General features: G+C 37.4%; 23 protein-coding genes. 11 read left to right on the top strand and 12 right to left on the bottom strand.

Translation table 11 applies throughout. The features are described 5' to 3' along the window. The first annotated feature begins 74 nt into the window (after positions 1–74). Complete coding sequence (locus G4Y78_RS27830) at positions 75–344, top strand: YheV family putative zinc ribbon protein (protein ID WP_163836197.1); 270 nt, start codon at positions 75–77, stop codon at positions 342–344. Between the two features lie 69 nt (positions 345–413). Here G4Y78_RS27830 and G4Y78_RS27825 read toward each other — a convergent pair whose 3' ends face one another. Together G4Y78_RS27825 and G4Y78_RS27820 are read right to left on the bottom strand one after the other, a co-directional pair. After that, a complete protein-coding gene (locus G4Y78_RS27825; RefSeq protein WP_163836196.1) occupies positions 414–1,061 on the bottom strand; it encodes a hypothetical protein in 648 nt (215 codons plus the stop codon). Positions 1,062–1,790: 729 nt separating this feature from the next. Further along, positions 1,791–3,113: an MATE family efflux transporter gene (locus G4Y78_RS27820; protein ID WP_163836195.1), complete on the bottom strand. Its 1,323-nt coding sequence runs from the start codon at positions 3,111–3,113 to the stop codon at positions 1,791–1,793. Between the two features lie 659 nt (positions 3,114–3,772). On the opposite strand from G4Y78_RS27820, the gene coxB reads away from it, so the two are divergent. Genes coxB through G4Y78_RS27800 form a run of 4 tightly spaced genes read left to right on the top strand, consistent with a single transcriptional unit; the run spans position 3,773 to position 8,021 of the window. After that, on the top strand, positions 3,773–4,903 hold the full coding sequence (coxB, locus tag G4Y78_RS27815) for a cytochrome c oxidase subunit II (protein ID WP_222937601.1): 1,131 nt from the start codon (positions 3,773–3,775) through the stop codon (positions 4,901–4,903). A gap of 19 nt (positions 4,904–4,922) precedes the next feature. Next, on the top strand, positions 4,923–6,515 hold the full coding sequence (ctaD, locus tag G4Y78_RS27810; protein WP_163836194.1) for a cytochrome c oxidase subunit I: 1,593 nt from the start codon (positions 4,923–4,925) through the stop codon (positions 6,513–6,515). A 7-nt stretch (positions 6,516–6,522) separates the two neighbouring features. Beyond that, positions 6,523–7,080: a cytochrome c oxidase assembly protein gene (locus G4Y78_RS27805; protein ID WP_163836193.1), complete on the top strand. Its 558-nt coding sequence runs from the start codon at positions 6,523–6,525 to the stop codon at positions 7,078–7,080. A gap of 50 nt (positions 7,081–7,130) precedes the next feature. Then, entirely contained in the window at positions 7,131–8,021 is an 891-nt protein-coding gene (locus tag G4Y78_RS27800) for a cytochrome c oxidase subunit 3 (RefSeq protein WP_163836192.1), read from the top strand. 86 nt (positions 8,022–8,107) lie between these two features. Here G4Y78_RS27800 and G4Y78_RS31820 read toward each other — a convergent pair whose 3' ends face one another. Then, positions 8,108–8,329 (bottom strand): twin transmembrane helix small protein, encoded by a 222-nt coding sequence (locus G4Y78_RS31820; RefSeq protein WP_163836191.1) that lies wholly within the window; start codon positions 8,327–8,329, stop codon positions 8,108–8,110. A gap of 96 nt (positions 8,330–8,425) precedes the next feature. On the opposite strand from G4Y78_RS31820, the gene G4Y78_RS27790 reads away from it, so the two are divergent. From G4Y78_RS27790 to G4Y78_RS27770, 5 genes are read left to right on the top strand one after another with little or no spacing between them, the layout of a single operon-like run. Then, positions 8,426–9,154, top strand: coding sequence for an SURF1 family protein (locus G4Y78_RS27790; protein WP_163836190.1), 729 nt, complete (start codon positions 8,426–8,428; stop codon positions 9,152–9,154). Between the two features lie 25 nt (positions 9,155–9,179). Beyond that, positions 9,180–9,797, top strand: coding sequence for a hypothetical protein (locus G4Y78_RS27785; protein ID WP_163836189.1), 618 nt, complete (start codon positions 9,180–9,182; stop codon positions 9,795–9,797). A 19-nt stretch (positions 9,798–9,816) separates the two neighbouring features. Beyond that, on the top strand, positions 9,817–10,884 hold the full coding sequence (locus tag G4Y78_RS27780; RefSeq protein WP_163836188.1) for a COX15/CtaA family protein: 1,068 nt from the start codon (positions 9,817–9,819) through the stop codon (positions 10,882–10,884). A 26-nt stretch (positions 10,885–10,910) separates the two neighbouring features. Continuing rightward, positions 10,911–11,813: a heme o synthase gene (gene cyoE, locus G4Y78_RS27775; RefSeq protein WP_163836187.1), complete on the top strand. Its 903-nt coding sequence runs from the start codon at positions 10,911–10,913 to the stop codon at positions 11,811–11,813. An 18-nt stretch (positions 11,814–11,831) separates the two neighbouring features. Further along, complete coding sequence (locus G4Y78_RS27770) at positions 11,832–12,479, top strand: SCO family protein (RefSeq protein ID WP_163836186.1); 648 nt, start codon at positions 11,832–11,834, stop codon at positions 12,477–12,479. A gap of 31 nt (positions 12,480–12,510) precedes the next feature. Here G4Y78_RS27770 and G4Y78_RS27765 read toward each other — a convergent pair whose 3' ends face one another. From G4Y78_RS27765 to G4Y78_RS27735, 7 genes are all read right to left on the bottom strand, one after another. Further along, on the bottom strand, positions 12,511–13,875 hold the full coding sequence (locus tag G4Y78_RS27765) for an ATP-binding protein (protein ID WP_222937600.1): 1,365 nt from the start codon (positions 13,873–13,875) through the stop codon (positions 12,511–12,513). Positions 13,876–13,918: 43 nt separating this feature from the next. Then, on the bottom strand, positions 13,919–14,584 hold the full coding sequence (locus tag G4Y78_RS27760) for a response regulator (protein WP_163836184.1): 666 nt from the start codon (positions 14,582–14,584) through the stop codon (positions 13,919–13,921). A gap of 52 nt (positions 14,585–14,636) precedes the next feature. Continuing rightward, positions 14,637–15,437, bottom strand: a complete 801-nt coding sequence (locus G4Y78_RS27755) for an SDR family oxidoreductase (RefSeq protein ID WP_163836183.1) — start codon at positions 15,435–15,437, stop codon at positions 14,637–14,639. A 14-nt stretch (positions 15,438–15,451) separates the two neighbouring features. Further along, complete coding sequence (locus G4Y78_RS27750; RefSeq protein ID WP_163836182.1) at positions 15,452–16,144, bottom strand: TenA family transcriptional regulator; 693 nt, start codon at positions 16,142–16,144, stop codon at positions 15,452–15,454. A 25-nt stretch (positions 16,145–16,169) separates the two neighbouring features. Then, entirely contained in the window at positions 16,170–17,708 is a 1,539-nt protein-coding gene (locus G4Y78_RS27745) for an AMP-binding protein (RefSeq protein ID WP_163836181.1), read from the bottom strand. Then, the gene (locus G4Y78_RS27740) at positions 17,708–18,337 is read right to left on the bottom strand and encodes a thermostable hemolysin (RefSeq protein WP_163836180.1); all 630 of its coding nucleotides are present in this window, start codon (positions 18,335–18,337) and stop codon (positions 17,708–17,710) included. Before G4Y78_RS27740 ends, G4Y78_RS27745 begins: the two co-directional genes overlap by 1 nt. A 325-nt stretch (positions 18,338–18,662) precedes the next feature. After that, entirely contained in the window at positions 18,663–19,448 is a 786-nt protein-coding gene (locus G4Y78_RS27735) for a hypothetical protein (RefSeq protein ID WP_163836179.1), read from the bottom strand. A gap of 315 nt (positions 19,449–19,763) precedes the next feature. Between G4Y78_RS27735 and G4Y78_RS27730 the strand changes: the two genes are divergently transcribed. Continuing rightward, positions 19,764–20,498: a substrate-binding periplasmic protein gene (locus tag G4Y78_RS27730; protein WP_163836178.1), complete on the top strand. Its 735-nt coding sequence runs from the start codon at positions 19,764–19,766 to the stop codon at positions 20,496–20,498. A gap of 83 nt (positions 20,499–20,581) precedes the next feature. Here G4Y78_RS27730 and G4Y78_RS27725 read toward each other — a convergent pair whose 3' ends face one another. Beyond that, positions 20,582–21,049, bottom strand: a complete 468-nt coding sequence (locus tag G4Y78_RS27725) for a GNAT family N-acetyltransferase (protein WP_163836177.1) — start codon at positions 21,047–21,049, stop codon at positions 20,582–20,584. 35 nt (positions 21,050–21,084) lie between these two features. After that, the gene (locus G4Y78_RS27720; protein WP_163836176.1) at positions 21,085–21,735 is read right to left on the bottom strand and encodes a hypothetical protein; all 651 of its coding nucleotides are present in this window, start codon (positions 21,733–21,735) and stop codon (positions 21,085–21,087) included. Positions 21,736–21,747 lie beyond the last annotated feature (12 nt).

Here is a 21,747-nt window from a genome sequence, read left to right as displayed (position 1 = left end):
AGCTGGACAAGCCAAAGCGAATGATTTCTAGTGACGACAACAAACCCTAGAAGTCATTCGCGAAGGGTATAATTATGAGTATTACTAAACGTTTTATAGCAGGGGCTGTTTGCCCCCGTTGTGCAAATATGGACCGTATAGTCGTTTATCAAGAAAATGACCATGAAGTAAGGGAGTGTGTTGAATGTGGTTACACTGATAGTATGGCGACAATTGGTTCACCTACAGAATTACCCACCCGAGTTAATCATCCAAGTACCAGCGTTTCTCAACCTGTCAGTCAGCCATTGAAGTTTTATCCAAATCCAAAACTAAAGCCGAAACAACAATACCAAAAAGACTAGTGGTATAAATTCTATTGGCCATATAAAAAACCCTGCATTTGCAGGGTTTTTTATGGCTAGTAGTAGTTTCTATGGTGAGACTAATCGTAGATGACGCTCTCGTAGTTGTAAGCAAATACCTAGCTGGGTGCTAAAACAGGGCCAGTTTTGTTCTAATAAAGAAACCTGTTGTGTATCAATGGTGGTATTAGCTGCCAATTGGTAAAGATCAAACTGACTGGCGGATTCCTGCACTATATCTTCGAGTTCACAACCATGATTATCACCAATCATGCCATAGATAATTAAATTAGCTTTGGTGGTATCCATTGGTAAAATAGGCATACCGGTTTGCAGCATAAAAGCATCATTTAACTCTTCTAATAAGCGATGAGCTAAATAAGCTTGATCCATTAATTTATATAGATTACCTAAATGATTAAAGTGATGTTTAGTCCTCACTTGCTTAGGAGGGTGTCTAAAAAAAACCATTGCTTGCTTAACAATTGGTTCAATAGACTTCAGCAAATCCAGTTTCGCTGCTGTATTCAAGGCATGCTCAATAAAGCCTGGAACAGCCTCAATATACTGAAGCACAAAGTTAAAAAGGGCTTGATCCCCTTCTGCCTCAGGTAATTTGATGGTTCTATGTAATTGTCTACTTTCTACCGCTAGCTGAGCTATCCACTCGGAACTGACCAGATCCTGTTCCTTAGCTTCAGTCATGGCTTGTTTCATACCACTCACTATCATAAGCATCACCGACTAGAGCCTAACTCCATTAAGGTCTAAAAATTAAACTGCTTGTTAAAAATTAATACGTTGAAGCGGATTGCAATTTGCACAAAAATCGAAATAAATAATTAGCATAAAAATTAGTAATTTTAACAAAAAAGCTATAAGGAAGCTTTTAAAGTGAATAAAAAAACCACTTACTCTTTGTCAATTGTAACTAATCCCAAATTTTTAATAGCTTTTTGCAATAAAGTTAAGTTAAACATTCTGCCAGAAGGCTATATTTTTAGAATTAAATGCTATAAGTAGCATGCTTTTAGGAAAACCGTAACAGGGAATTAAATCCCTGGAATGTGTATTTGATTTTTTATTTCAGGATCAATGAAAACCAAATATCCAGGTATTACTGATATAAGGTGGAAGTCCGGCTTTCTTATTTTTTAAGAGGCTATTATTACGATCGTCCATAATACTTTCTCCATTCCCCTGTTGTACTTGGGCTTTGCTTGGTATTTTTGGATGCCTGAACGTTAGTGAAGCTGTTCCACTGCTATAGTGGGTAAAATGTAAAGAGTTGACGAAAGATAATAATGATTTAAGCGATATATCTGGGATTCATTTACTACACATTATTACCTACACGAGTATAAAACAAGTGTTAGATTAATGGTAGGCTATATGAGCTGAACGGCAAAGTTTTATGAGCATTGTTCCCCCTTTCAAAGTTAAAAATCATTTGAAAGAGGTACAGCTGAACCAGGCTTGCTTTTTACTCATATAATAAAACCCTGCCACTGAAAATAAGCTTCGAGCGGCTAAAAAGGAAAAAAACGCCAGCCATAATCCAGTATTGTCAAACTGTCTAGTAAACCACCAAACTGGTAAATAAATAAGCAGACAACTACCTAGCACGGTATACATCATTAGATCTGTTCTTACTGAGCCAATAAATACACCATCTAACCAATAGCTCCAAACGGTAACTAAGGGTAGCCAAATAAGCCAAGGTAAGTAGGTGATGGCAAGCTCTCTGACAGACTCAATATTAGTTAAAGCAAAAATAATCTGCTTACCTAGCAACCAGAATAAAATCATAAAGAAGATGCTGCCAACGAGAGACCAAATACCTGTTGATTTAATAGCCGCTTGTAAATGGTTGAGTTTTTTTTCACCAATAGCTTTACCAACTAATGCTTCAGCTGCATGGGCAAAACCATCCAGGCCGTTAGAAATAATGAGTAAAAAGTTGATCAATAATGCATTCGCGGCCAATATTTGTTCTCCTTGTCGGGAACCTTGTGCTGTAAAAAAAGCAAAGCAAAGTAATAAGCACAGCGAACGAAAAAATAAGTCCTTGTTAATCAGGATTAATTGTTTAATGCCTTTGATGCTAATAGTCGTGAATAAAGGTTGACCTAATGTGTTTAATACCTTGCTGCAGCAGAGTAGACCAATAAACAGTGTCAAATAATCGGCGGTGATTGTGGCAATGGCAACGCCTGCTGTATTCAACTTAAAAACCATGACTAGTAGAATGTCTAACACAATATTAGTAGAATGAGCTATCACTGTTAATAGCAGTGGTAATCGTGTGCGTTGAACACCAATAAGCCAGCCAATCAGGGTAAAGTTAATAAGTACGGCAGGTGCAGACCAAATCCTAATCTCATAATATATGCGTAGTTCACTGTTCACTTGAGAAGGAGGGTCAAAAAATAAACAGCCTAGCCAGAAAATAGCAGACTGACAGATAATAACGACAGTGCCAATTACTAGCGCAATAATGATAGATTGGTAAAAGCATTGTTGAATGGCAACATAATTATTTTCACCAAAAGCTTGGGCAACAATACCGGTTGTGCCCATACGTAAAAAGCCAAAACTCCAGAAAATAAAGCTAAAAATAGCAGAGCCAATAGCGACAGCGCCTAAGTAGTAAGCCTCTGGTAAATGTCCTAATACCGCCGCATCAACTAATCCAAGCAAGGGAGTAGTGATATTAGCTAGCATCATAGGCCAGGCAATGGCCCATACTTTTACATGAATACTCTTCATACAATTAATGACTTATACTCAAACTACTGTTGTGAGTATATGCTTTTCAATTTATACAACTCCCAAAGCCCAATAACAGGGCCTAGTAAGAGTAACATACTTTTAATAAAACTGTTTTTTTATAATAAAATATTATTTGCCTTATTTTATTAGCTAACTCATTGATTCAGCTCAATTATTTTTAATCACTTCGCTTTAGCATTGTTTTTCTGTGTTACCGCCAGTTGCCGTAAGAATGCGGTTCGTTATAATAAAGCAGTTGTATAAAATGGTGAGCTAAGTGTTTACTTAAGTTCAGTGACAAGCAGTGATGGAAAATAAAAAGCAATTACCACATACAAATAGATAATTAATGATCAGCTAACCAAGGAATAGCTAATAAAAAGGGAAGCTTAAGGGAATAGGTAGGTGGTTGCGTTAAAACAAGTAGTCTTAATAAAAGTCAGCGAAAATTTAGTTAACTGTTAGCAATTTATACCCTCTAAATCATTAAATTATAAAGTAAGTTTAGCCTGTAGCCTAACATATGCACCACTAGAAATAACCAAAGTGTAGGGTATAACCCGAAAAGTCATGGTATTAAAGGACTAGATGTAAAGCTTCTTTGGTCTGGTGAAATAGCTGGGCTGGCACATAAATATAATCAAGAGGCATAAGGAATGTTGTTAGGAGAGAAACCGAAGCTAATAGCAGCTATCAGCATGCTACTGGCATGTGGATCGGTGTATGGGGATTGGGAAGTTAACTTACCCCAAGGGGTTACTGAAGTTAGCCGCTCCATCTACGATCTTCATATGACGATATTTTGGATTTGTGTTGCCATTGGCGTGGTCGTTTTTGGCGTGATGTTTTGGTCTATGTTAATGCACCGAAAATCTCTTGGTGCCAAGCCTGCAGCTTTTCATGAAAACACGCTAGTTGAGGTCATTTGGACAGCAATCCCTTTTCTTATTCTTGTCTCGATGGCTGTGCCAGCGACACAAACCTTAATTCAAGTATACGACACCAAAGAATCTGATATTGATATTCAAATAACAGGCTATCAATGGAAATGGCACTATAAATACCTTACTGATGATGTAGGTTTTTTTAGCAACCTGAGTACACCTAGAGCAGAAATAGCTAATGAAGAACCAAAGGGTGACCACTACTTACTTGAAGTGGATGAACCTCTGGTTGTGCCTGTTAATAAAAAAATACGTTTTTTAATTACGGCTAATGATGTTATTCATTCCTGGTGGGTGCCTCAACTTGCGGTTAAAAAAGATGCTATTCCTGGGTTTATTAATGAAGCCTGGACACGTATCGAAGAGCCTGGCATTTACCGTGGTCAATGTGCAGAACTTTGCGGAAAAGATCACGGTTTTATGCCAATAGTGGTTGAAGCAAAATCTGCAGAAGATTATCAAGCTTGGTTAGTCGCTAAAAAAGAAGCTGCGGAAAAAGAGCGAGAACTACGGGATAAAGTATGGTCTCAAGATGAACTCTATAGTCGTGGTGAAAAAGTTTATAACACAACATGTGCAGCATGCCATCAGCCTAATGGAGAAGGTGTGCCTCCTGTTTTCCCTGCTATTAAAGGAAGCAAGATTGCAACAGGTGATCCGCAACAACATATAGCAACTGTCGTCAATGGTGTACAGGGTACGGCAATGCAAGCATTTGGCAAACAGCTTAATGAAGTAGATCTTGCTGCTGTGATTACTTATCAGCGTAATGCTTGGGGTAACAATGCAGGCGATAAAATAGTGCCAATGGATATTGTAAAGTTTAACGAAGCAGGGCAATAAAAAGGATAGGAGTCAGCTAATGAGTGCTGTTATTGATGATCATACCCACACAGCTGATGACCATCATCATGGTCCTGCTAAAGGGTTTATGCGCTGGGTATTAACCACTAACCACAAAGACATTGGAACAATGTATTTATGGTTTAGTTTTGCCATGTTTCTTACGGGTGGAATCATGGCAATGGTTATTCGCTCGGAGTTATTTCAACCAGGCTTACAAATTGTTGAGCCTGAGTTTTTCAACCAAATGACCACCTTGCATGGCTTAATTATGGTATTTGGTGCAGTTATGCCCGCTTTTGTGGGTTTAGCCAACTGGATGGTGCCAATGATGATTGGTGCACCTGATATGGCTATGCCAAGGATGAATAACTGGAGCTTTTGGATTTTACCTTTTGCCTTCTTTATTTTAATCAGCTCATTGTTTATGGAAGGTGGTGCACCAAATTTTGGTTGGACTTTCTACGCGCCACTTTCAACAACTTATGCACCACCTTCGGTTACTTTCTTTATTTTGTCTGTGCACATGATGGGGATGTCTTCCATTATGGGAGCGATTAATATTATTGCAACCATCCTTAATTTACGTGCTCCTGGTATGACGATGATGAAGATGCCGTTATTTGTCTGGACTTGGTTAATCACGGCATTTTTGTTAATTGCGGTTATGCCTGTATTGGCCGGTGTAGTGACCATGATGTTGATGGATATTCACTTTGGCACCAGCTTTTTTAATGCTGGTGGTGGTGGTGATCCTTTATTGTTCCAGCATGTTTTTTGGTTTTTTGGTCATCCTGAAGTATATATTATGATTCTGCCTGCCTTTGGGGCTGTGTCAGCAATCATACCAACATTTTCTAGAAAGCCCTTATTCGGTTACACCTCCATGGTTTATGCAACAGCATCGATAGCTTTTCTGTCGTTTATTGTATGGGCTCATCACATGTTTACTGTGGGTATACCATTGACTGGTGAATTATTCTTCATGTATGCCACCATGTTAATTGCTGTGCCAACAGGGGTAAAAGTATTTAACTGGGTAACTACTATGTATCGGGGATCACTAACTTTTGAAACCCCTATGCTGTTTGCAGTCGCCTTTGTTATCTTATTCACCATAGGTGGATTTTCAGGATTGATGTTGGCTATTGCACCTTCGGATTTTCAGTACCACGACACTTATTTTGTAGTTGCACACTTTCATTATGTGTTAGTACCAGGTGCAATTTTTGGTATTTATGCAGGCGTTTATTACTGGCTGCCAAAATGGACCGGTCATATGTACGATGAGCTGCTGGGCAAAACCCACTTTTGGTTGTCTTTCATTGGGATGAATATGGCCTTTTTCCCAATGCATTTTGTTGGTTTGGCTGGTATGCCAAGAAGGATTCCTGATTATTCCTTACAATTTGCCAACTTTAATATGATGTCCAGTGTGGGAGCCTTCTTGTTTGGTGCAACCCAACTCTTATTTCTTTTTATTGTTATTAAGACAATTGTGGGTGGTAAAAAAGCACCTGCTCAAGTGTGGGAAGATGCAGAAGGCCTTGAATGGACTTTACCATCACCAGCGCCTTACCACACATTTTCTACGCCACCTGATGTCAAGTAAGTTCGTGATGAATGTGGCGCAACAGGCAATCAGAAAGACTGTTATCAAACTTAGCCTAGTGGTAATAGGTATGTTTGGCTTTGGTTTTGCTTTAGTTCCTTTATATGATGTGTTTTGTGAGGTAACTGGGCTGAATGGTAAAACTAATAGTCAAGCTTACCAATATAAAAGTACGCCAGCTGCAATAGATAAATCACGACAAATCACGGTGCAATTTATTACTAACCTGGGCGAAGGTGCTAGGTGGGAATTTAGACCTATTGTGTCACAAGTTAAAGTTTATCCTGGTCAGTTAAATAGCGTTGAGTTTTTTGCTAAAAATCCAACAAATATTACTCGAAGTAGTCAAGCGGTACCCAGTATAAGTCCAACAGAAGGGACCACATTTTTACAAAAAACAGAATGCTTTTGTTTTGAACAGCAAACATTACAGGCAGGTGAAGAAGTTATAATGCCTATGCGGTTTGTTATTGATCAGGAAATACCAAAACATATAACAAAGTTAACCCTGTCATATACCTTATTTGATGTGACGGAAACAATTGCAGGCAATATGGATAGTTAGTGCCTAAAAGCAGAATACAGAAAAATAAAATGCAATGGAGATTAGTGTAAATGACAACCGAAAGCTCCTATTATGTACCGGCCCAGAGTAAGTGGCCAATCATTGCTTCAGTTGGGCTCTTCACCACTGTTTACGGCGCTGCCAGTTTATTAAATGACAGTGCACAAGGAGTGAAAGACTCTTCTGCTCACTGGATTTTATTTACTGGTGCAGCAATTATGGCTTATATGCTGTTTGGCTGGTTTAGTAATGTTATTAGAGAAAGCCGGGCAGGTCTTTATAGCCCACAAATGGATCGTACCTTTCGTTGGGGAATGTGCTGGTTTATTTTTTCTGAAGTTATGTTCTTTGCCGCTTTTTTTGGCACTTTATTCTATGTGCGTAATCTTTCTGTACCTTGGTTGGGAGGGGAGGGGCATGCGGATATGACTCATAAATTGCTTTGGCCTGAGTTTGAAAGTGCTTGGCCATTGATGAGTAACCCAGATAATAAACTATTTCCAGGTGCTAAAGGTATTATAGAGCCTTGGGAAATTCCTTTATTAAATACCATACTTTTGGTGACTTCTAGCGTAACATTAACTTTTGCACATCATAAGTTAAGAGAAAATGATCGAGGTAAAGTCAAGGGGTGGTTAATTGCAACTTTAATACTTGGTTATGCATTCTTATTCTTTCAAGCAGAAGAATATATCCATGCTTATAATGAGTTAGGTCTTACTTTAAATGCTGGTATTTATGGCTCAACATTTTTTATCTTAACGGGGTTTCATGGTGCTCATGTAACACTCGGTGCCATTATGCTCACCATTATGTTAATTCGGATATATAAAGGGCACTTTAGTGGTGAAAAACATTTTGCTTTTGAAGCAGCAAGTTGGTATTGGCACTTTGTCGATGTAGTATGGATAGGATTGTTTATCTTTGTTTATGTGTTTTAAATACCTTTCTATCAGAGAAAGTGTTACGGTAGGAGTATAGTAAATCTTGCCTCCCCCTTTAAAAAATGGGGGAGAAAGCATGAAATTTACTCAAAAGTATGTATCCATGGGGTGTTAGGAGCTAGTTCACCAGAATAGTAACCATAAATAAGTAGAATAATAATCATCACAGTAAGAGAAACTCTTAATGTTAATGATTTAACTAAGCGGCCAGTTTTACTTTCATCGTGGATAAGAAAGTAAAAGCCTGCTACTAAGCTTGAAACAACAGCAAATAATAAAATAAGAATAGTAATTTTAATCCACACAATAGCAACCTGCTGTTTATAAGTTGAGTGAAAGTTCTACATGTATTTAAACAATTGAGCCTTTAAATCGTTAATAAGGTAATATGATTTAGATTAATGAAGTTATTACTGAATAATATTGTAAAGCACTATCAACTATCAATACTAGTATTAATAGTAATTACTACTACAACTGTATTGGGAATTTGGCAAATATCCCGTGGCTATGAAAAGGTAACTTTACAAGAAAAATTCATCCAAAAAAGCTCTGGTGAGCCAGTCGATCTTGATCAGTTTCTGAGTAGTACTGAAAATAAAAATAATCGTGATGATATTAATTACCGGTATGTGATAAGTAAAGGAAGCTTTATTCGCAATCAACATATTTTACTTGACAATCAGATAGTTAATGGAAGAGTAGGATTTAATGTTATTTCACCTTTTGTAACAGAGCAAGGGCGGTTAGTGCTAGTGGACAGAGGTTGGATTGGGCCAATAACAAGAAGGGACCAATTGCCAGAAGTGCCTGAATATAATGAGCAGCTAAAATTAGTGGGAATATTATTCAATCAACTGTCTAAACCCTTTCTACTTAGTAAAGAAGCATTAGCCAGTGATTGGCCAAAAATAGTACAAGCGCTGGATACTAAACAACTAAAAAAAATATTCAATTTAACAAATTTTTATTTAATAAGACTAGATAAGCCGCAAGAAGGGGCTTTTACTCCCCATTACAAGTTGATAAATATTTCACCAGAAAAACATTGGGGGTATGCAGTGCAGTGGTTTGCAATGGCTGTAATTATTTTATTACTGTTTTTGCGATTTATATATAAAAATAAATAAATATAGAAGTGAAGGAGTCATACAGTTGAGTAAACAAACTAAAGCAAAGCTGCTATTAACGAGCATACTAGGTTTGCCTATTCTGGGCATAGTGGCAGCTTACCTTAGCTATAATACGGGTATTTTTAAAAATATTGGTCGAACTAACAATGGTGAGCTAATTTTACCGCCGGTCGACTTACAAGTATTAAAGCTAGAGTCGTTGTCATCCAATGATCGGCCTACGACTTTTGATGATCAGACTTGGAAATTGATAGTCCTGGCAAATGATGGCTGTGATAAGCAGTGCCAGCAGCAACTATATTTAACCAGGCAAGTACATATTGCGCTTGGAAAAGAAGCTGATCGATTAGAAAGAATTTTTATTTCGTTAAATAACACACCACTAACTCATAATAAACAGCAGTCAGAGTTTAACAAAGTAGTAAATGTAATTATGAAATTACACCCTAAGATCAATATTGCCAGTACTGACAAAGAAAATATAGAGCAACAACTAAAAAATAAGGTTCCTGAACTGAAAAATAAAATATTACTAGCAGATCCACTAGGTAATATTATGATGTATTACACCCAGCAGCATTCTGGAAAAGAAATATTAACAGATATTAAGCATCTACTAAAAGTATCAAGGGTTGGTTAATTGTAGTGGAGAGTAATAGATGAAGGTAAAAGCAGGTTATTGGTTAGCTCTCTTAACCACAACTTTAGCTGCCTGTGTTGTTATTTTAGGTGCTTATACCCGACTAGTTGACGCTGGGCTTGGCTGTCCTGATTGGCCGGGTTGTTATGGGTTTTTAACTGTGCCAGCTACTAGTGCAGATATAGCAGAAGCCAATTTACGTTATCCTGAAATGCCGGTTGAAATAGCTAAAGGTTGGCCAGAAATGATCCATCGTTATCTTGCTGGTACTTTAGGTTTATTTATACTAATGATAACAATTGTTGCCTACCGGGAGCATAAGAAAGATAAGTGTTACCCAATTAAATTACCTCTATTTTTACTTGTTATGGTGATTATTCAAGCGGCATTTGGCATGTGGACCGTTACTTTGAAACTGTGGCCTCAAGTGGTACTTGCGCATTTAATTGGTGGTTTTACAACATTCAGCTTGTTATTTTTACTTACGCTTAGACTACGAACTGTCAAAAGTATAAGTACCCAACAAAAAAGAGTATCAGTTGGAAATAACTTATCAAAATATAGAGCTTTAGCGAGTACTGGACTTATCATTGTAGTGTTTCAAATTATGTTAGGTGGATGGACTAGTTCAAACTATGCGGCTATTGCCTGTTTAGATTTTCCAACTTGTCATAATAGTTTTTGGCCAGAGATGGATTTTAGCCAAGGATTTAATATTTTCCAGCAAATAGGCCCTAATTATTTAGGTGGAATAATGGATAGTAATGCTCGTACAGCTATTCATATGACACATCGTATTGGGGCAATGATAACCACTGTTTTTCTTGGTTATATGTGTTTTAGCTTGTTTCGTAATAAGCACAATTATATTGATAAAACTAGTCAAAAAATTATTAATAATTGGACTGTTAGTGTTTTGATAATACTTATTGCTCAGCTTTCGCTCGGTGTTAGTAATATCATGTGGTTTATTCCATTGCTTGTCGCTGTAGCACATAATGCATGTGGTGCATTATTGCTTGTGTCATTAGTTGGATTGAATTATCAGCTATATAAAATTAATAGGCAGGAAATAAGTAATGCATAATTTGGTAGCGTAGGAGGGATAATGATATGAATAAAATATTAACAGCTACCCAGGCAAATTGGCGTGACTATTTGGAGTTATGTAAACCTAAAGTGGTTGCTCTATTAATGTTAACAGCCATTATTGGTATGTGCTTGGCTACATCGGGTTGGGTTCCACTCAATGCTTTAATTTTTGGTAACTTAGGTATTGCTGCTTGTGCAGCATCAGCCGCTGTGATTAATCATTTAGTTGATAAACGCATTGATCAAGTAATGGCTAGAACAAACAAGCGGCCAATCCCACAAGGTAAAATTGATAACCACCAGGCTATGATATTTGCAGCATTACTGGGCTTATCTGGAATTTGTATCTTGGTTTGGCTGGTTAATCCATTAACAGCTTGGTTAACTTTAGCCTCATTGATTGGTTATGCAGTTATTTATACAATGTTTTTAAAGCGGGCTACTCCACAAAATATTGTAATTGGCGGTTTAGCCGGTGCTGCGCCACCGTTACTTGGCTGGACTGCTGTCACTAATCAGTTGGAGCCAAATAGCTTATTACTGGTATTAATTATTTTTGCCTGGACCCCCCCTCATTTTTGGGCTTTGGCAATTCATCGTAAGAAAGAATATGCGGCAGTTGATATACCTATGTTACCAGTTACTCATGGAGAGCCTTATACAAAGCTGCATATTTTGCTTTATACCATAATTTTATTATTGGTTAGTGTACTGCCATTCCTTACTGGCATGAGTAGTTTACTATACTTAGTAAGCGCAATTTTACTTGGTTTGCGGTTTTTCTATTGGACAGTGTTACTTTATAAAGATGCTGTTCCTCATGTAGCAATTAAAACATTTAAATTTTCAATTACTTACTTGATGCTCTTATTTGTTGCCTTGCTTGTGGATCATTATATACCTATCAACTTAGCTACATATTAAAAGACTAAGGAAAAGTTAATGAGTAAAAATATAAAATTTACAGTAGCGGGCTGTATCATATTTATCGTTTTATGTGTTGTATTGTTAGTGAATAAAGTAACCAGTATGCCATTGTTATCACCAGAACAGCTGCAGCTTCAAGGTGCTTATATACTGAAAACACCGCGTTCACTGGCTGATTTTAAACTCTCTTCCCATAAAAAGCAGCCATTTACCAATGAACAATTGAAAGATAAGTGGACAATTATGTTTTTTGGTTATACATCTTGTCCTGATATATGCCCGACCACCCTTACAGAATTAAAGCAGCTCAAACAACAATTAACTGAAAAGTATGCAGATATTGCAGAACAAATAAACTATGTATTTGTGAGTGTTGATCCTAATCGTGATTCAGTTGATCAGTTAGCAAGCTATGTCCCTTACTTTGATGAAACCTTTCTTGGAGTAACAGGGGATATTAAATCTATCTATAATCTGGCAAATCAACTAAATATTCCCTTTTCACCTGTTGTTAATCCTAAAGATGAAAACTATTTGGTAGACCATAGTGGTAATTTAATCGTTATCAATCCAAAGGGAGACTATCATGCCTTTATTAAACCACCATTAAATACAGATAAGCTAGTTACGGTGATGGGTTCAATTGTTGGACAGTTTAATTGAGTTGAAGTGACTATAAATAGTTGTCACTATTTTACTGGTGGTAATCGCTTAGTTCTAAGGGTAACTGTACAGTCACTATCAGTCCTGAGTGATCATCACTTCTGTTAGTAAACTGTATATTCCCATGATGTAATGCAACTATTTTCTCGACGATAGCCAATCCTAGTCCAACACCGGATGAGCTAGAAGAATTTCCTCTATAAAATCGTGTTGTTAAACGTGGTATATCTTGATCGGGTACACCTGGTCCCGAATCTTGTATTTGCAGTTCAATTTGGTTTTCTTGTTTTTTTAGGTTGATGTTAATCTTTCCTTTAACAGGTGAATAATGAATTGCATTATCCAATAAATTGCTTGTCAATATTTCTAACCAAGTGGGTTGGCCTTTAAATAAAATAGTTTTCTCATCTGTATTAAATGTTACTTGCTGTTGCTTGTGTAGTGCTAGTGGCATCCGTTCTGCAATTGTTTCCCGCACAAGGTCATTTAAAGAAATGGATTCGAAATCCAATTGTTGAACGTTATCTACCCTTGCTTGAGTTAATAACTGTTTAACTAACCTGCTGCAACGTTCGATGCCTAATATAAGCTTATTCAATGCATTATTTCTAGATTTTGTTTCCGTTGCTTGCAGTGCATTTTGTGCATACAAACCCAGAACAGCTAAAGGAGTACGTAGCTCATGTGCAGCCTCAGATGTGAATTGCTTTTCCCTAAGTATTGTTTGTTGCAGTCGTTTAAATAGTTGATTTAGTGCTGTAATAATAGGCTGAATTTCTCGTCTATATGGAGCACTTGTTACTGGCTCAAGATTGTTAGGATTTCGACTGGCAATATCTTTGGCGAGTTGCTGTAAAGGATGCAAACCATAATGTAGAACTTGCCATAGTAAAAAGCATAATAGTGGAATAAGTAATACCATTGGCTTGATACCTTGTTCTACGATTTCCTCAATTAGCTCTCCGCGAACATCATCTCGTTCTGCGACTAATAGCCAACGTTGGGTTTTAGGATTTTGCAGTAGAAAACACCGCCAATTATGCTGCTGATAGCGTATATTGACATATCCTTGTTGTAGTTTAAATAGGGGTTCTGAGGGAGCGCTAGCAGAATGAACTAATAAATCACCTCTTGGATTTAAAAACTGAAATGCAATTTTTTTTTCGTATCGATGGCCAGTTTCCTCATTAAATGGTAAGTTTTCATTAGTTGGATATGATTTATTTGATTTTATATCATCAGTATCAGTTAATGCATTTTTTTGCGTATAATAATATTCGACGATAGGTAGTAATACTCTAGCTTGTTCTGCTAATTGAGCATCAAATAACTCTTCTATCTCATGATGGGAGTTTCGATAAGATATAACTAAGCTAATCAATGTACTAAATAGCACTAATCCCAGGACACCAGAAAATAAAAAAAGGCGTATTGAAGGCTCAGGAAGATACTTTTTCAACACAATATCCGACTCCGCGGATTGTTTTAATTAATGTAGAATAAAATTTTTTACGTAAATGATGAATATGTACTTCAATTGCATTGCTTTCTGGAGGGTTATCCCAACCATATACTAAATCTTGAAGAATGTCTTTAGTGAAAACTTTTCCAGGTTGGGCTATCAAAATTGACAACAGTTTAAATTCATGACGACTTAGTTTTACTTCTTGATTTTGATAATTTACTTGGTGTGTTTCAGGGTTTAAGAGAATATTTTCATAATTGATAGTGTTGTCTAAGCGACCTTGAGAACGGCGTAGTAATGCCCGTAAACGAGCTTTAAGCTCTTCAACTTCAAATGGCTTTACTAAATAATCATCAGCTCCTGCATCGAGACCTTTAACGCGGTCATCAATATCATCCCGAGCAGTAAGAATTAAGATTGGTATATCAAATTTTTCTCGCCGTATTTGACGAATAACTTGAATTCCATCGATATCGGGTAAACCGAGATCTAGTACAATTCCTGCAAATGTATTATGACGTAAACTGCTGACGACTGGTTGCCCTAAGGCTAACCAGTCAATGGTGTAACCCGATAATTGTAGGGCATCACACAAACCATCAGCTAACATGCTATCATCTTCTACCAGTAACACCCGCATTATTTTTCCTTTATACCTTACCTATATTCTAGTCGCTTGCTGTAAGTGGTTATTACCCTATTGGTCTTTCGGCACAACGGCGTATGATTGACCATTGTTTGTGGATAACTCGACTTACTAGAGCAGGAAAAAGCTGATTGACTTTCACAAATAGTTTTTCTGGCCAGCCAATAAACCATTCTGCTTTGTTAGAACTTAACGCTTGGATAATTTGTTGAGCAACTTGCTCAGGTGTATCTAGTTGGCTGTTAGTTGTATTGATTAATTGCCGGATTGCTGTGTCATTTAATGATGTATCAGTAGCTCGAGGAGCAATGTATTTAACCTTGACTCCTTCATTGCGGAGTTCTCGCCCCAATGCTTGAGCAAACCCACGCAAACCAAACTTAGAGGCACAATAAGTTGCAAAACCAGGATAACCAATAACGCCATAGGTAGAACCAATATACGCTAGTTGTACCTTATGTGTTTTCACATAAGGTAAAAGCGCATGGGTTAATAAAATGACAGCAGTTAAGTTTGTCATGATTAATTCACTGATTTTGGTATTTGACTGTTCTTCTAACCAACGAAAATCATTAATTCCTGTACTAAAAATAATACTATTGATGTTTAAACATGCATTAACCATTTGAATTATTTGTTTACGACCTTCTTCGTTTGCAAGATTTGCAGCACAATATTGATGTTTTGTTCCTGGTAACAGTTTGATTAGTTGCTCTAAACGCTGAGCATTACGAGCAACTAATAATAGATTAGCGCCAGACTCAGCCAACTGCTGGGCTAACGCTTGACCAATTCCCCCTGTTGCACCTAATAAAACAATATATTTACCCTCATAAGTTACTTTCATTACTAATTCCTCGCTTAGCTGACCAGTGCAAATGGTTCGTTTGACGTGGTATTGACTGAGGATAGAGGTAATGAATACAACATTTGTCCATATAGTTGATAAACTCGCACAGCACTATGCATAATAGCTTTCTGATCAACTGGATCAGTTATTTTATTCATTAGGCTAGTAAAAAACTTCCAGTGATCTTCATCCAGCTTACCGTGAGATCGAAGATAACTGAATGCTTGATCTGGTAGTCCCAGAGCAGTTTGAAATGCATCTGCCATATCATTGGCTTTATTAATACTAGTGCCTTCCAATACCTGGACCATTCCAAATAGGCTATGTGGATTACCTCGTTGTATTGCGTCGTATAAAAATGCAACCATTAGTTCTATAGGTGCGTCAGGCTCACCGTTGCGAATAAATTCTGTTGGTTTTCCACACGCAGCTATATCAGAAAGGATCCATTCCTGATGGCCAATTTCTTCCTCAATATATTCAGCAATAGCCTGTTGTAGTTCAGGGTAACGAGGGCCAAGCTTCGCACCACATGCCATCAGTAACGGTACTGTGTGTTTAACATGATGATAGGCTTGTGATAAAAAATAGGTATAAGTTTCTAGTAAGACGTTACCTGAAGGCGCTGCGCTAAAAACAGGTGCAGACAGCATATGTTGACGAGCAGCTTCAGTTGCATCTTGTAGTTGTGCATAAAACCCCATAGTTAAAATCCTCAATTAATGATGGTTATTGGCCCACAGCTTGTACTTCCTTCTTTTTTAAAAGAGTGTCAAAAGGTACGCTGTGGAGGTTTGACGGTTCTGCTTGGAGCAGAGGGTAGAAATAGTTTTGAATTGACTGGCGGCGTAAGCGTCCATTGGCCGTCAACATGCCATTAATAACTGATAACGGTTCATTCAACTGATACCAGCGTTGGACTTGAGCATAATCTGGTAACGATTGATTAAGTTGTTGTAGTGACTGTTCGATGGCATTGAATGATGCAGAAGAAAATACTAGAGCAGTATTCACCATTTGCTCATCACCCAGCAGTACTAACTGCTGTAGAGCAGCAAAGGAAGAAGCTTCAGACTCAATCCATTCCGGATTAATATTTCGCCCATAGCTGTTTATTATCACTTGCTTGCGGCGACCGGAAATAGTGAGTAGGCCATCAGAGGCTAGCTTAGCCAAATCACCAGTTTTCACTTTACGAGTTGGCTGTGCGTGCTGCCCTAAATAGCCTAAAAAGGTATTTCCTCGTAACTCCAGCTCACCTTGTTTATTGCAGTGGGCTTGCAAGTGGGGGAGGATTCGCCCAACGCTACCTGCCACATTATCAAATGGTGTATTTACTGCTACTACAGATGCACATTCAGACAAGCCATAGCCTTCGTATACAGGTAGTCCTTGTTGCTGAGCCTGTTGTAACAGTGATATAGGCACTTTCCCACCACCTACTGCAATAAAACGAACCTGTTCAGCAAGCTTTTTTCTTAACGGTGCTAACGTTTGTTGTTGGATGACTTGTCTGAGTATTTCAGGTAACCAGATTAATGAGTGTGGTTGTAACTGTTCCCAGGTTTGCAAATAGCGAGGCCAGTCCATTAAACGACTTTGTTGCCAACCTTGGTTAGCTAAAGATGGTAAAAGAACGGTTGCTCCTTGCCATAAACTACAATAAACACCTGCGACGTTTTCCAGTAGAACAGCCAATGGCAAGCTACAGCCATGACGTTTTAAACCTAATGGAGCAAGCCGTTCAGATAAGGCGTGTGCTACGCGTAATTGATGGGTGGCACTTAACATCACGCCTTTGGGGGTACCTGTGGTGCCAGAGGTATAGGTTATCTTAGCAACACCTCTGGGTAACAACTTAGAAGGGGCTGTGGTTGCTAACTGAACCAGCGACAATCCCATTGGCAAAGGCTGCTGTTGTAGGATTTGCTCCTGTTTCATCCATGTTGGTAGCCGATCAATAACAAACCATTGCAACCCTGCATCTTGGATTACATGCCATATTTGTTGTTGACTAAAAAACTCAGGTAGAGGGATTGTGGCATTACCATTAAATAATAAGGCTAAATCTGTAATAACCCATGGGCATCCATTATCTAATATCAGTCCAACAGGTTGCTTTGACGGTAGGTATAAGGCTTCAGACATGGCTGTAATTATTTCAGGCAGCTGCTGCCAAGTGATATTTGTTACATCGTCTTGCAGTGCTGATGTACTTGGGTATTGGGACTGCCAGTGATGAAGACGTTGCCAAAAATGCCGTCGCATTAGCCTATCTCCAAGTTTGTGATTATCTGTAAACCTTGCTGTAGGCGAGGAAGCACAGCCGCAACATCGGTTACTAGCAATGCTGAAACTTGTGGTTGGTGTTCATAGTAGCTCCCCCAGCCCTGTTGGTTTGTCGCTAAAGCAGAACCTGAGGCATTACCGATTATATACAGTGGTATTCCCAGGCGTTGGAAAGAGTGAGCAAGCTGTTTGGTCGCTGTAAAAACAACATAGGGTAATTGTTGCGATTGACATAATTGCAAAAAGAAAATGATGATCGCACGTAGTCCCCCTGGGAAGGTGGCAAACAAATTGCCAATTTCTAAGATGTCATGACGTTGAACTGAGCGTTGCCAGCGTAACCCCAGTAACGATTCAATAGGCTTATTTAAGTAATGTTCTAAAAAAAGAGTATGATTTGCAGCAGAGCAATAACCCGCTGCGGCCTTTATTTGCCCATCAACCCATAAGCTGGTTAAAGTAGGTAAAAAGGAAATTTCTGTAGCTTGAAAGTGATGCCGATATCCATTGCGGATGAACTGTTCTGTAGCATCACGTAATGGGTGATCGTTGTCCAGTGACCATAACCACTGAGCAGACTGCTTTGTTTTAATAGGTTGTTGTTGCATACACCTTTCTCACATGGTCCTAACTGACTTTGAAATAAGCGTACGCAACTAAACTTAAGGAAAACTTAAGGTTGAGAATTTTTTCTTAAAAGATGGATTCTTTAACAGTGGAGCTACAAAAAGTTTCCATGTAGCCCCCAGGAATCAGAGCTTTTAGCATTTTTATGGTATTTACTACTTGTACCCAATTAAGTTTGTTAGTCTTCTCATGCTACATTTGGCTTCATTACGGTCAAGCCTTGGAGTTGCTAAGGCTTTTCAGAAAATGAAGCAAGCAGTTTAACTTAAACACCAAGAAAAAAATAATTTATGCAAGGAGCAGTTTTTACTGAAGTACATATTTAAAAGTATGTGCTGCAGATATAGCTCCAAAGGTACGACCAGGATTAAATATTAAAGTATATGTTCTTTTGTTCTTTAAGGTTCCTGCTGGGAAGTTTATTGAAACTATACCTGAAGAATCTGCAGGAGGTCTTTTCATTTCAAGAATTGGTTGTGTGCCTTGGGTTGAAGAACCTTCTAAAGAGCCATCAAATACTCTTAACCATGTTAAATTCTCACTGGCTATGACATTGGGAGGGCTGTTAAAAACAGCAGTTATTCCGGTTAATGCTCTTCTGGTAACAGCTATGGCACTACCCCCTGATTGAGCAGGCTGACCAAAAATCATTGCTCTTGTTGCAGCAACAGTTCTCTCATCTTTTCCGGCAGTAATTGCTATTGTATATATACCTTGCTGAAAATTAATTTGATCAGAATTCAGTATATAGTGGCCTTTATTTGAAGTGAGTGGTGCTTTAAAAGTAGGTTTTATAGAGAAATCAACTTCTGTAGTATCACTCCAGACCATCACCCATCCAAGTTCCAAATCATTTGGTGTAACAAAATCAAATGAAACTGTTGTAGCATCCAAGATATTAAAGTTTGATATTGCTGAATAATGAGAGTTAGCAAACACTCCTGCTGAGCAACTTTCATGGTTATAAACACTGTTTACAGTGCTTTCACTAACTCTATCTATACAAGCATTATTCTCTAACTCAGCATTTGCATAGGTGTTAAATAATAATGTAGAAAAAATAGCAAGATTTATAGGTAATTTACTTTTCACTGTGTAAATCCTTTTGAGTATAAGGTTGTTAATTTCTTTGAATGCTTTATTTGCAAACCAATATCTTTGGCGAGTTGAAGAATAGTAGATATAGAATATTTAGAAATTTAATATTTAGCTATAGTTATATGGCATTAATTATTAAAAGCTATCATGAAAAAATTCTGCATTGCGGTGAAGAAATTATTATGCTAATACTTCAGGAATAATAACCACTGTACTATTATTCAAAATGAATAGCTGTTAGGAATGCACCAAAGAATGAAGCTATTTCATTCTATAAGCATTCACCATTAGTTTAAAACGAATGTCAATATGAAAATTATATGGTTTGTAGTTATTTATGCATTAAGCTGCTTAACAGTCCAATCAAGCGAACGAGAAGTAAAGTTGGCTTATGGCGAGTACCCCCCTTACTATGGTAAAAATCTAGTAAATGGTGGGGTTATAACTGAAATTGTGAAAGAAGCATTCAAGCAAGTAAATTATGAAGTAAAAATTGATTTCATCGCTTCTTGGGCAAGACGTTTAGAAATGGCAAAGCAAGGGGGTTATGATGGTATTTATAGTGCTTGGTATAGGAAAGATAGAGAAGAATTTTTTGTTTTTTCCGATCCATTGCCAGCAAATGTTATTGGTTTTTATAAAAGGAAAGAGGATGATATCAGTTTTAAGAGCCTTGAAGAGCTAAAGTCATATAAAATAGGAGTAATCGTTGGGTATTCTAATGCGCCTAAGTTTAAGCGTGCTAAGTTGCAAACATACCCTGTAGTTAAAGAAAAAGCAAATATTGGAAAATTGATACTAAAAAGAATCGACTTGGCCCTAATAGACAAAGGTGTAGGAAAATATATTTTAACTAATGATTTTCCTGAAAGTGTTGATAAAATTGAATGGTTAAGCCCTCCTATAGAAGTAGTGAATCAGCACCTGATAATATCAAAAAAAGCTAAAGACTTTCAAAATAAAATCAGCGATTTTAATAAAGGTCTTGATATTATAACAAAAAAAGGGCGTTTGGAAGAAATATTAGAAAAACACGGATTTTAAGTATCGATTAGAGTAAGTGACTTCGGTTTACTACCAGCCACCTGCTTAGCTCCTAAGTATACTTATAGTTTTATTAGAAGTAATTATATATTCATTCTCATAATATGTTGAGGTCCTGCTGGCCCTTCCTGATAAAGTTGACCAGTATCAGTAAAGCCTCCTGTTAAATAACATTTATATGCATTTATGTTTTTACAATTAACAGTCAATACAATGGAGTCCCACTTTTGATAAAATAACTGTAAATAAGGCTTTAGTGCTATAACTGACTGTTTGCCTAGCCCTTTACCTTGTTGGTTTTTGTCAATAATAAAGCCCCGCAAGCCAAGCTCTTTGTCTAAAGTGAAAGAGTAATGTTGTTTATAGAGGGTATCAATAATGAAAAAACCAACTATATTCTCATTGTCTAGAATAACATGGAAGTGGTTGGTTGCTGGATCATCACATAGAATTTCTGATATGTGACCTACATAGGCGAGCTGACTTTCTTCAACAGACAGTGATTTAACTTCCGTTGCGTCATACTCAGTCATTTTTCTTATAACAATCATAGGGACAACCATAATTTACTACCAAAATAATCAATTTATTTTTTTCTTAGCATCCAAACACTATTAGAACTTAGTACTCCTTGTGTATATATATTATACTCAATTTGCAATGTAGACCTAGAGGCACTAATAGTTCTGATTATTTCTTGAGCTATGCTTCCCTTGATAGTACCATTTTGACGAGTTGGAATCCTGTATCGTTGAGTGAATACTACCTTGTTTTTTGTAATCTGATCTAGGCTTACGTCACCCATTTTGCTATTTTTATCTAGTCTCAATTTACCTGCACTAATAAATAGCCTCATATTCTCTTGACGGGATGTTTCTTTTGCTTGTGAAAATAACTGAGCACTTAAGACTAAATCACCGGATGAGTTGGTATTCACGTCCATTGATTCGATGATATAATTATCAGGCTTTTGTCTTAGCGATTTTTCTGTTCCCATGCAAAAAAAGCCTGTTGCTGTACCTGTCCAGCGGCCACCCATATTTTTGAAGATATTTCTAATACTTCTTTGTTCAGAGCGACTTAAGTTTTTTTCTGTTACTGGCTTAAAACTATCTTCATTCTGTTTGTTATTTGGTGATGGGCTAAAGCATGAAGAGCCAAGTACCTGGGCAGGTAGTAATAAGGCAAAAGCTATGTTAAATACAAAAGATGTAATACTTTTAGGCGTTGTAGTCATTTGAGTAGTCAA

Source organism: Spartinivicinus ruber (genome assembly GCF_011009015.1).
Classification (GTDB): domain Bacteria; phylum Pseudomonadota; class Gammaproteobacteria; order Pseudomonadales; family Zooshikellaceae; genus Spartinivicinus; species Spartinivicinus ruber.
The sequence above is the reverse complement of the archived record's forward strand: the minus strand, read 5'-3'. Positions and strand labels throughout refer to the sequence as shown.

Bases quoted from the DNA above. Each gene is read 5' to 3' on its own strand.
- G4Y78_RS27830 (WP_163836197.1), top strand. From the start codon at position 75: ATGAGTATTACTAAACGTTTTATAGCAGGGGCTGTTTGCCCCCGTTGT.
- G4Y78_RS27825 (WP_163836196.1), bottom strand. From the start codon at position 1,061: ATGAAACAAGCCATGACTGAAGCTAAGGAACAGGATCTGGTCAGTTCC.
- G4Y78_RS27820 (WP_163836195.1), bottom strand. From the start codon at position 3,113: ATGAAGAGTATTCATGTAAAAGTATGGGCCATTGCCTGGCCTATGATG.
- coxB (WP_222937601.1), top strand. From the start codon at position 3,773: ATGTTGTTAGGAGAGAAACCGAAGCTAATAGCAGCTATCAGCATGCTA.
- ctaD (WP_163836194.1), top strand. From the start codon at position 4,923: ATGAGTGCTGTTATTGATGATCATACCCACACAGCTGATGACCATCAT.
- G4Y78_RS27805 (WP_163836193.1), top strand. From the start codon at position 6,523: ATGAATGTGGCGCAACAGGCAATCAGAAAGACTGTTATCAAACTTAGC.
- G4Y78_RS27800 (WP_163836192.1), top strand. From the start codon at position 7,131: ATGACAACCGAAAGCTCCTATTATGTACCGGCCCAGAGTAAGTGGCCA.
- G4Y78_RS27790 (WP_163836190.1), top strand. From the start codon at position 8,426: ATGAAGTTATTACTGAATAATATTGTAAAGCACTATCAACTATCAATA.
- G4Y78_RS27780 (WP_163836188.1), top strand. From the start codon at position 9,817: ATGAAGGTAAAAGCAGGTTATTGGTTAGCTCTCTTAACCACAACTTTA.
- cyoE (WP_163836187.1), top strand. From the start codon at position 10,911: ATGAATAAAATATTAACAGCTACCCAGGCAAATTGGCGTGACTATTTG.
- G4Y78_RS27770 (WP_163836186.1), top strand. From the start codon at position 11,832: ATGAGTAAAAATATAAAATTTACAGTAGCGGGCTGTATCATATTTATC.
- G4Y78_RS27760 (WP_163836184.1), bottom strand. From the start codon at position 14,584: ATGCGGGTGTTACTGGTAGAAGATGATAGCATGTTAGCTGATGGTTTG.
- G4Y78_RS27755 (WP_163836183.1), bottom strand. From the start codon at position 15,437: ATGAAAGTAACTTATGAGGGTAAATATATTGTTTTATTAGGTGCAACA.
- G4Y78_RS27750 (WP_163836182.1), bottom strand. From the start codon at position 16,144: ATGGGGTTTTATGCACAACTACAAGATGCAACTGAAGCTGCTCGTCAA.
- G4Y78_RS27745 (WP_163836181.1), bottom strand. From the start codon at position 17,708: ATGCGACGGCATTTTTGGCAACGTCTTCATCACTGGCAGTCCCAATAC.
- G4Y78_RS27740 (WP_163836180.1), bottom strand. From the start codon at position 18,337: ATGCAACAACAACCTATTAAAACAAAGCAGTCTGCTCAGTGGTTATGG.
- G4Y78_RS27730 (WP_163836178.1), top strand. From the start codon at position 19,764: ATGAAAATTATATGGTTTGTAGTTATTTATGCATTAAGCTGCTTAACA.
- G4Y78_RS27725 (WP_163836177.1), bottom strand. From the start codon at position 21,049: ATGATTGTTATAAGAAAAATGACTGAGTATGACGCAACGGAAGTTAAA.
- G4Y78_RS27720 (WP_163836176.1), bottom strand. From the start codon at position 21,735: ATGACTACAACGCCTAAAAGTATTACATCTTTTGTATTTAACATAGCT.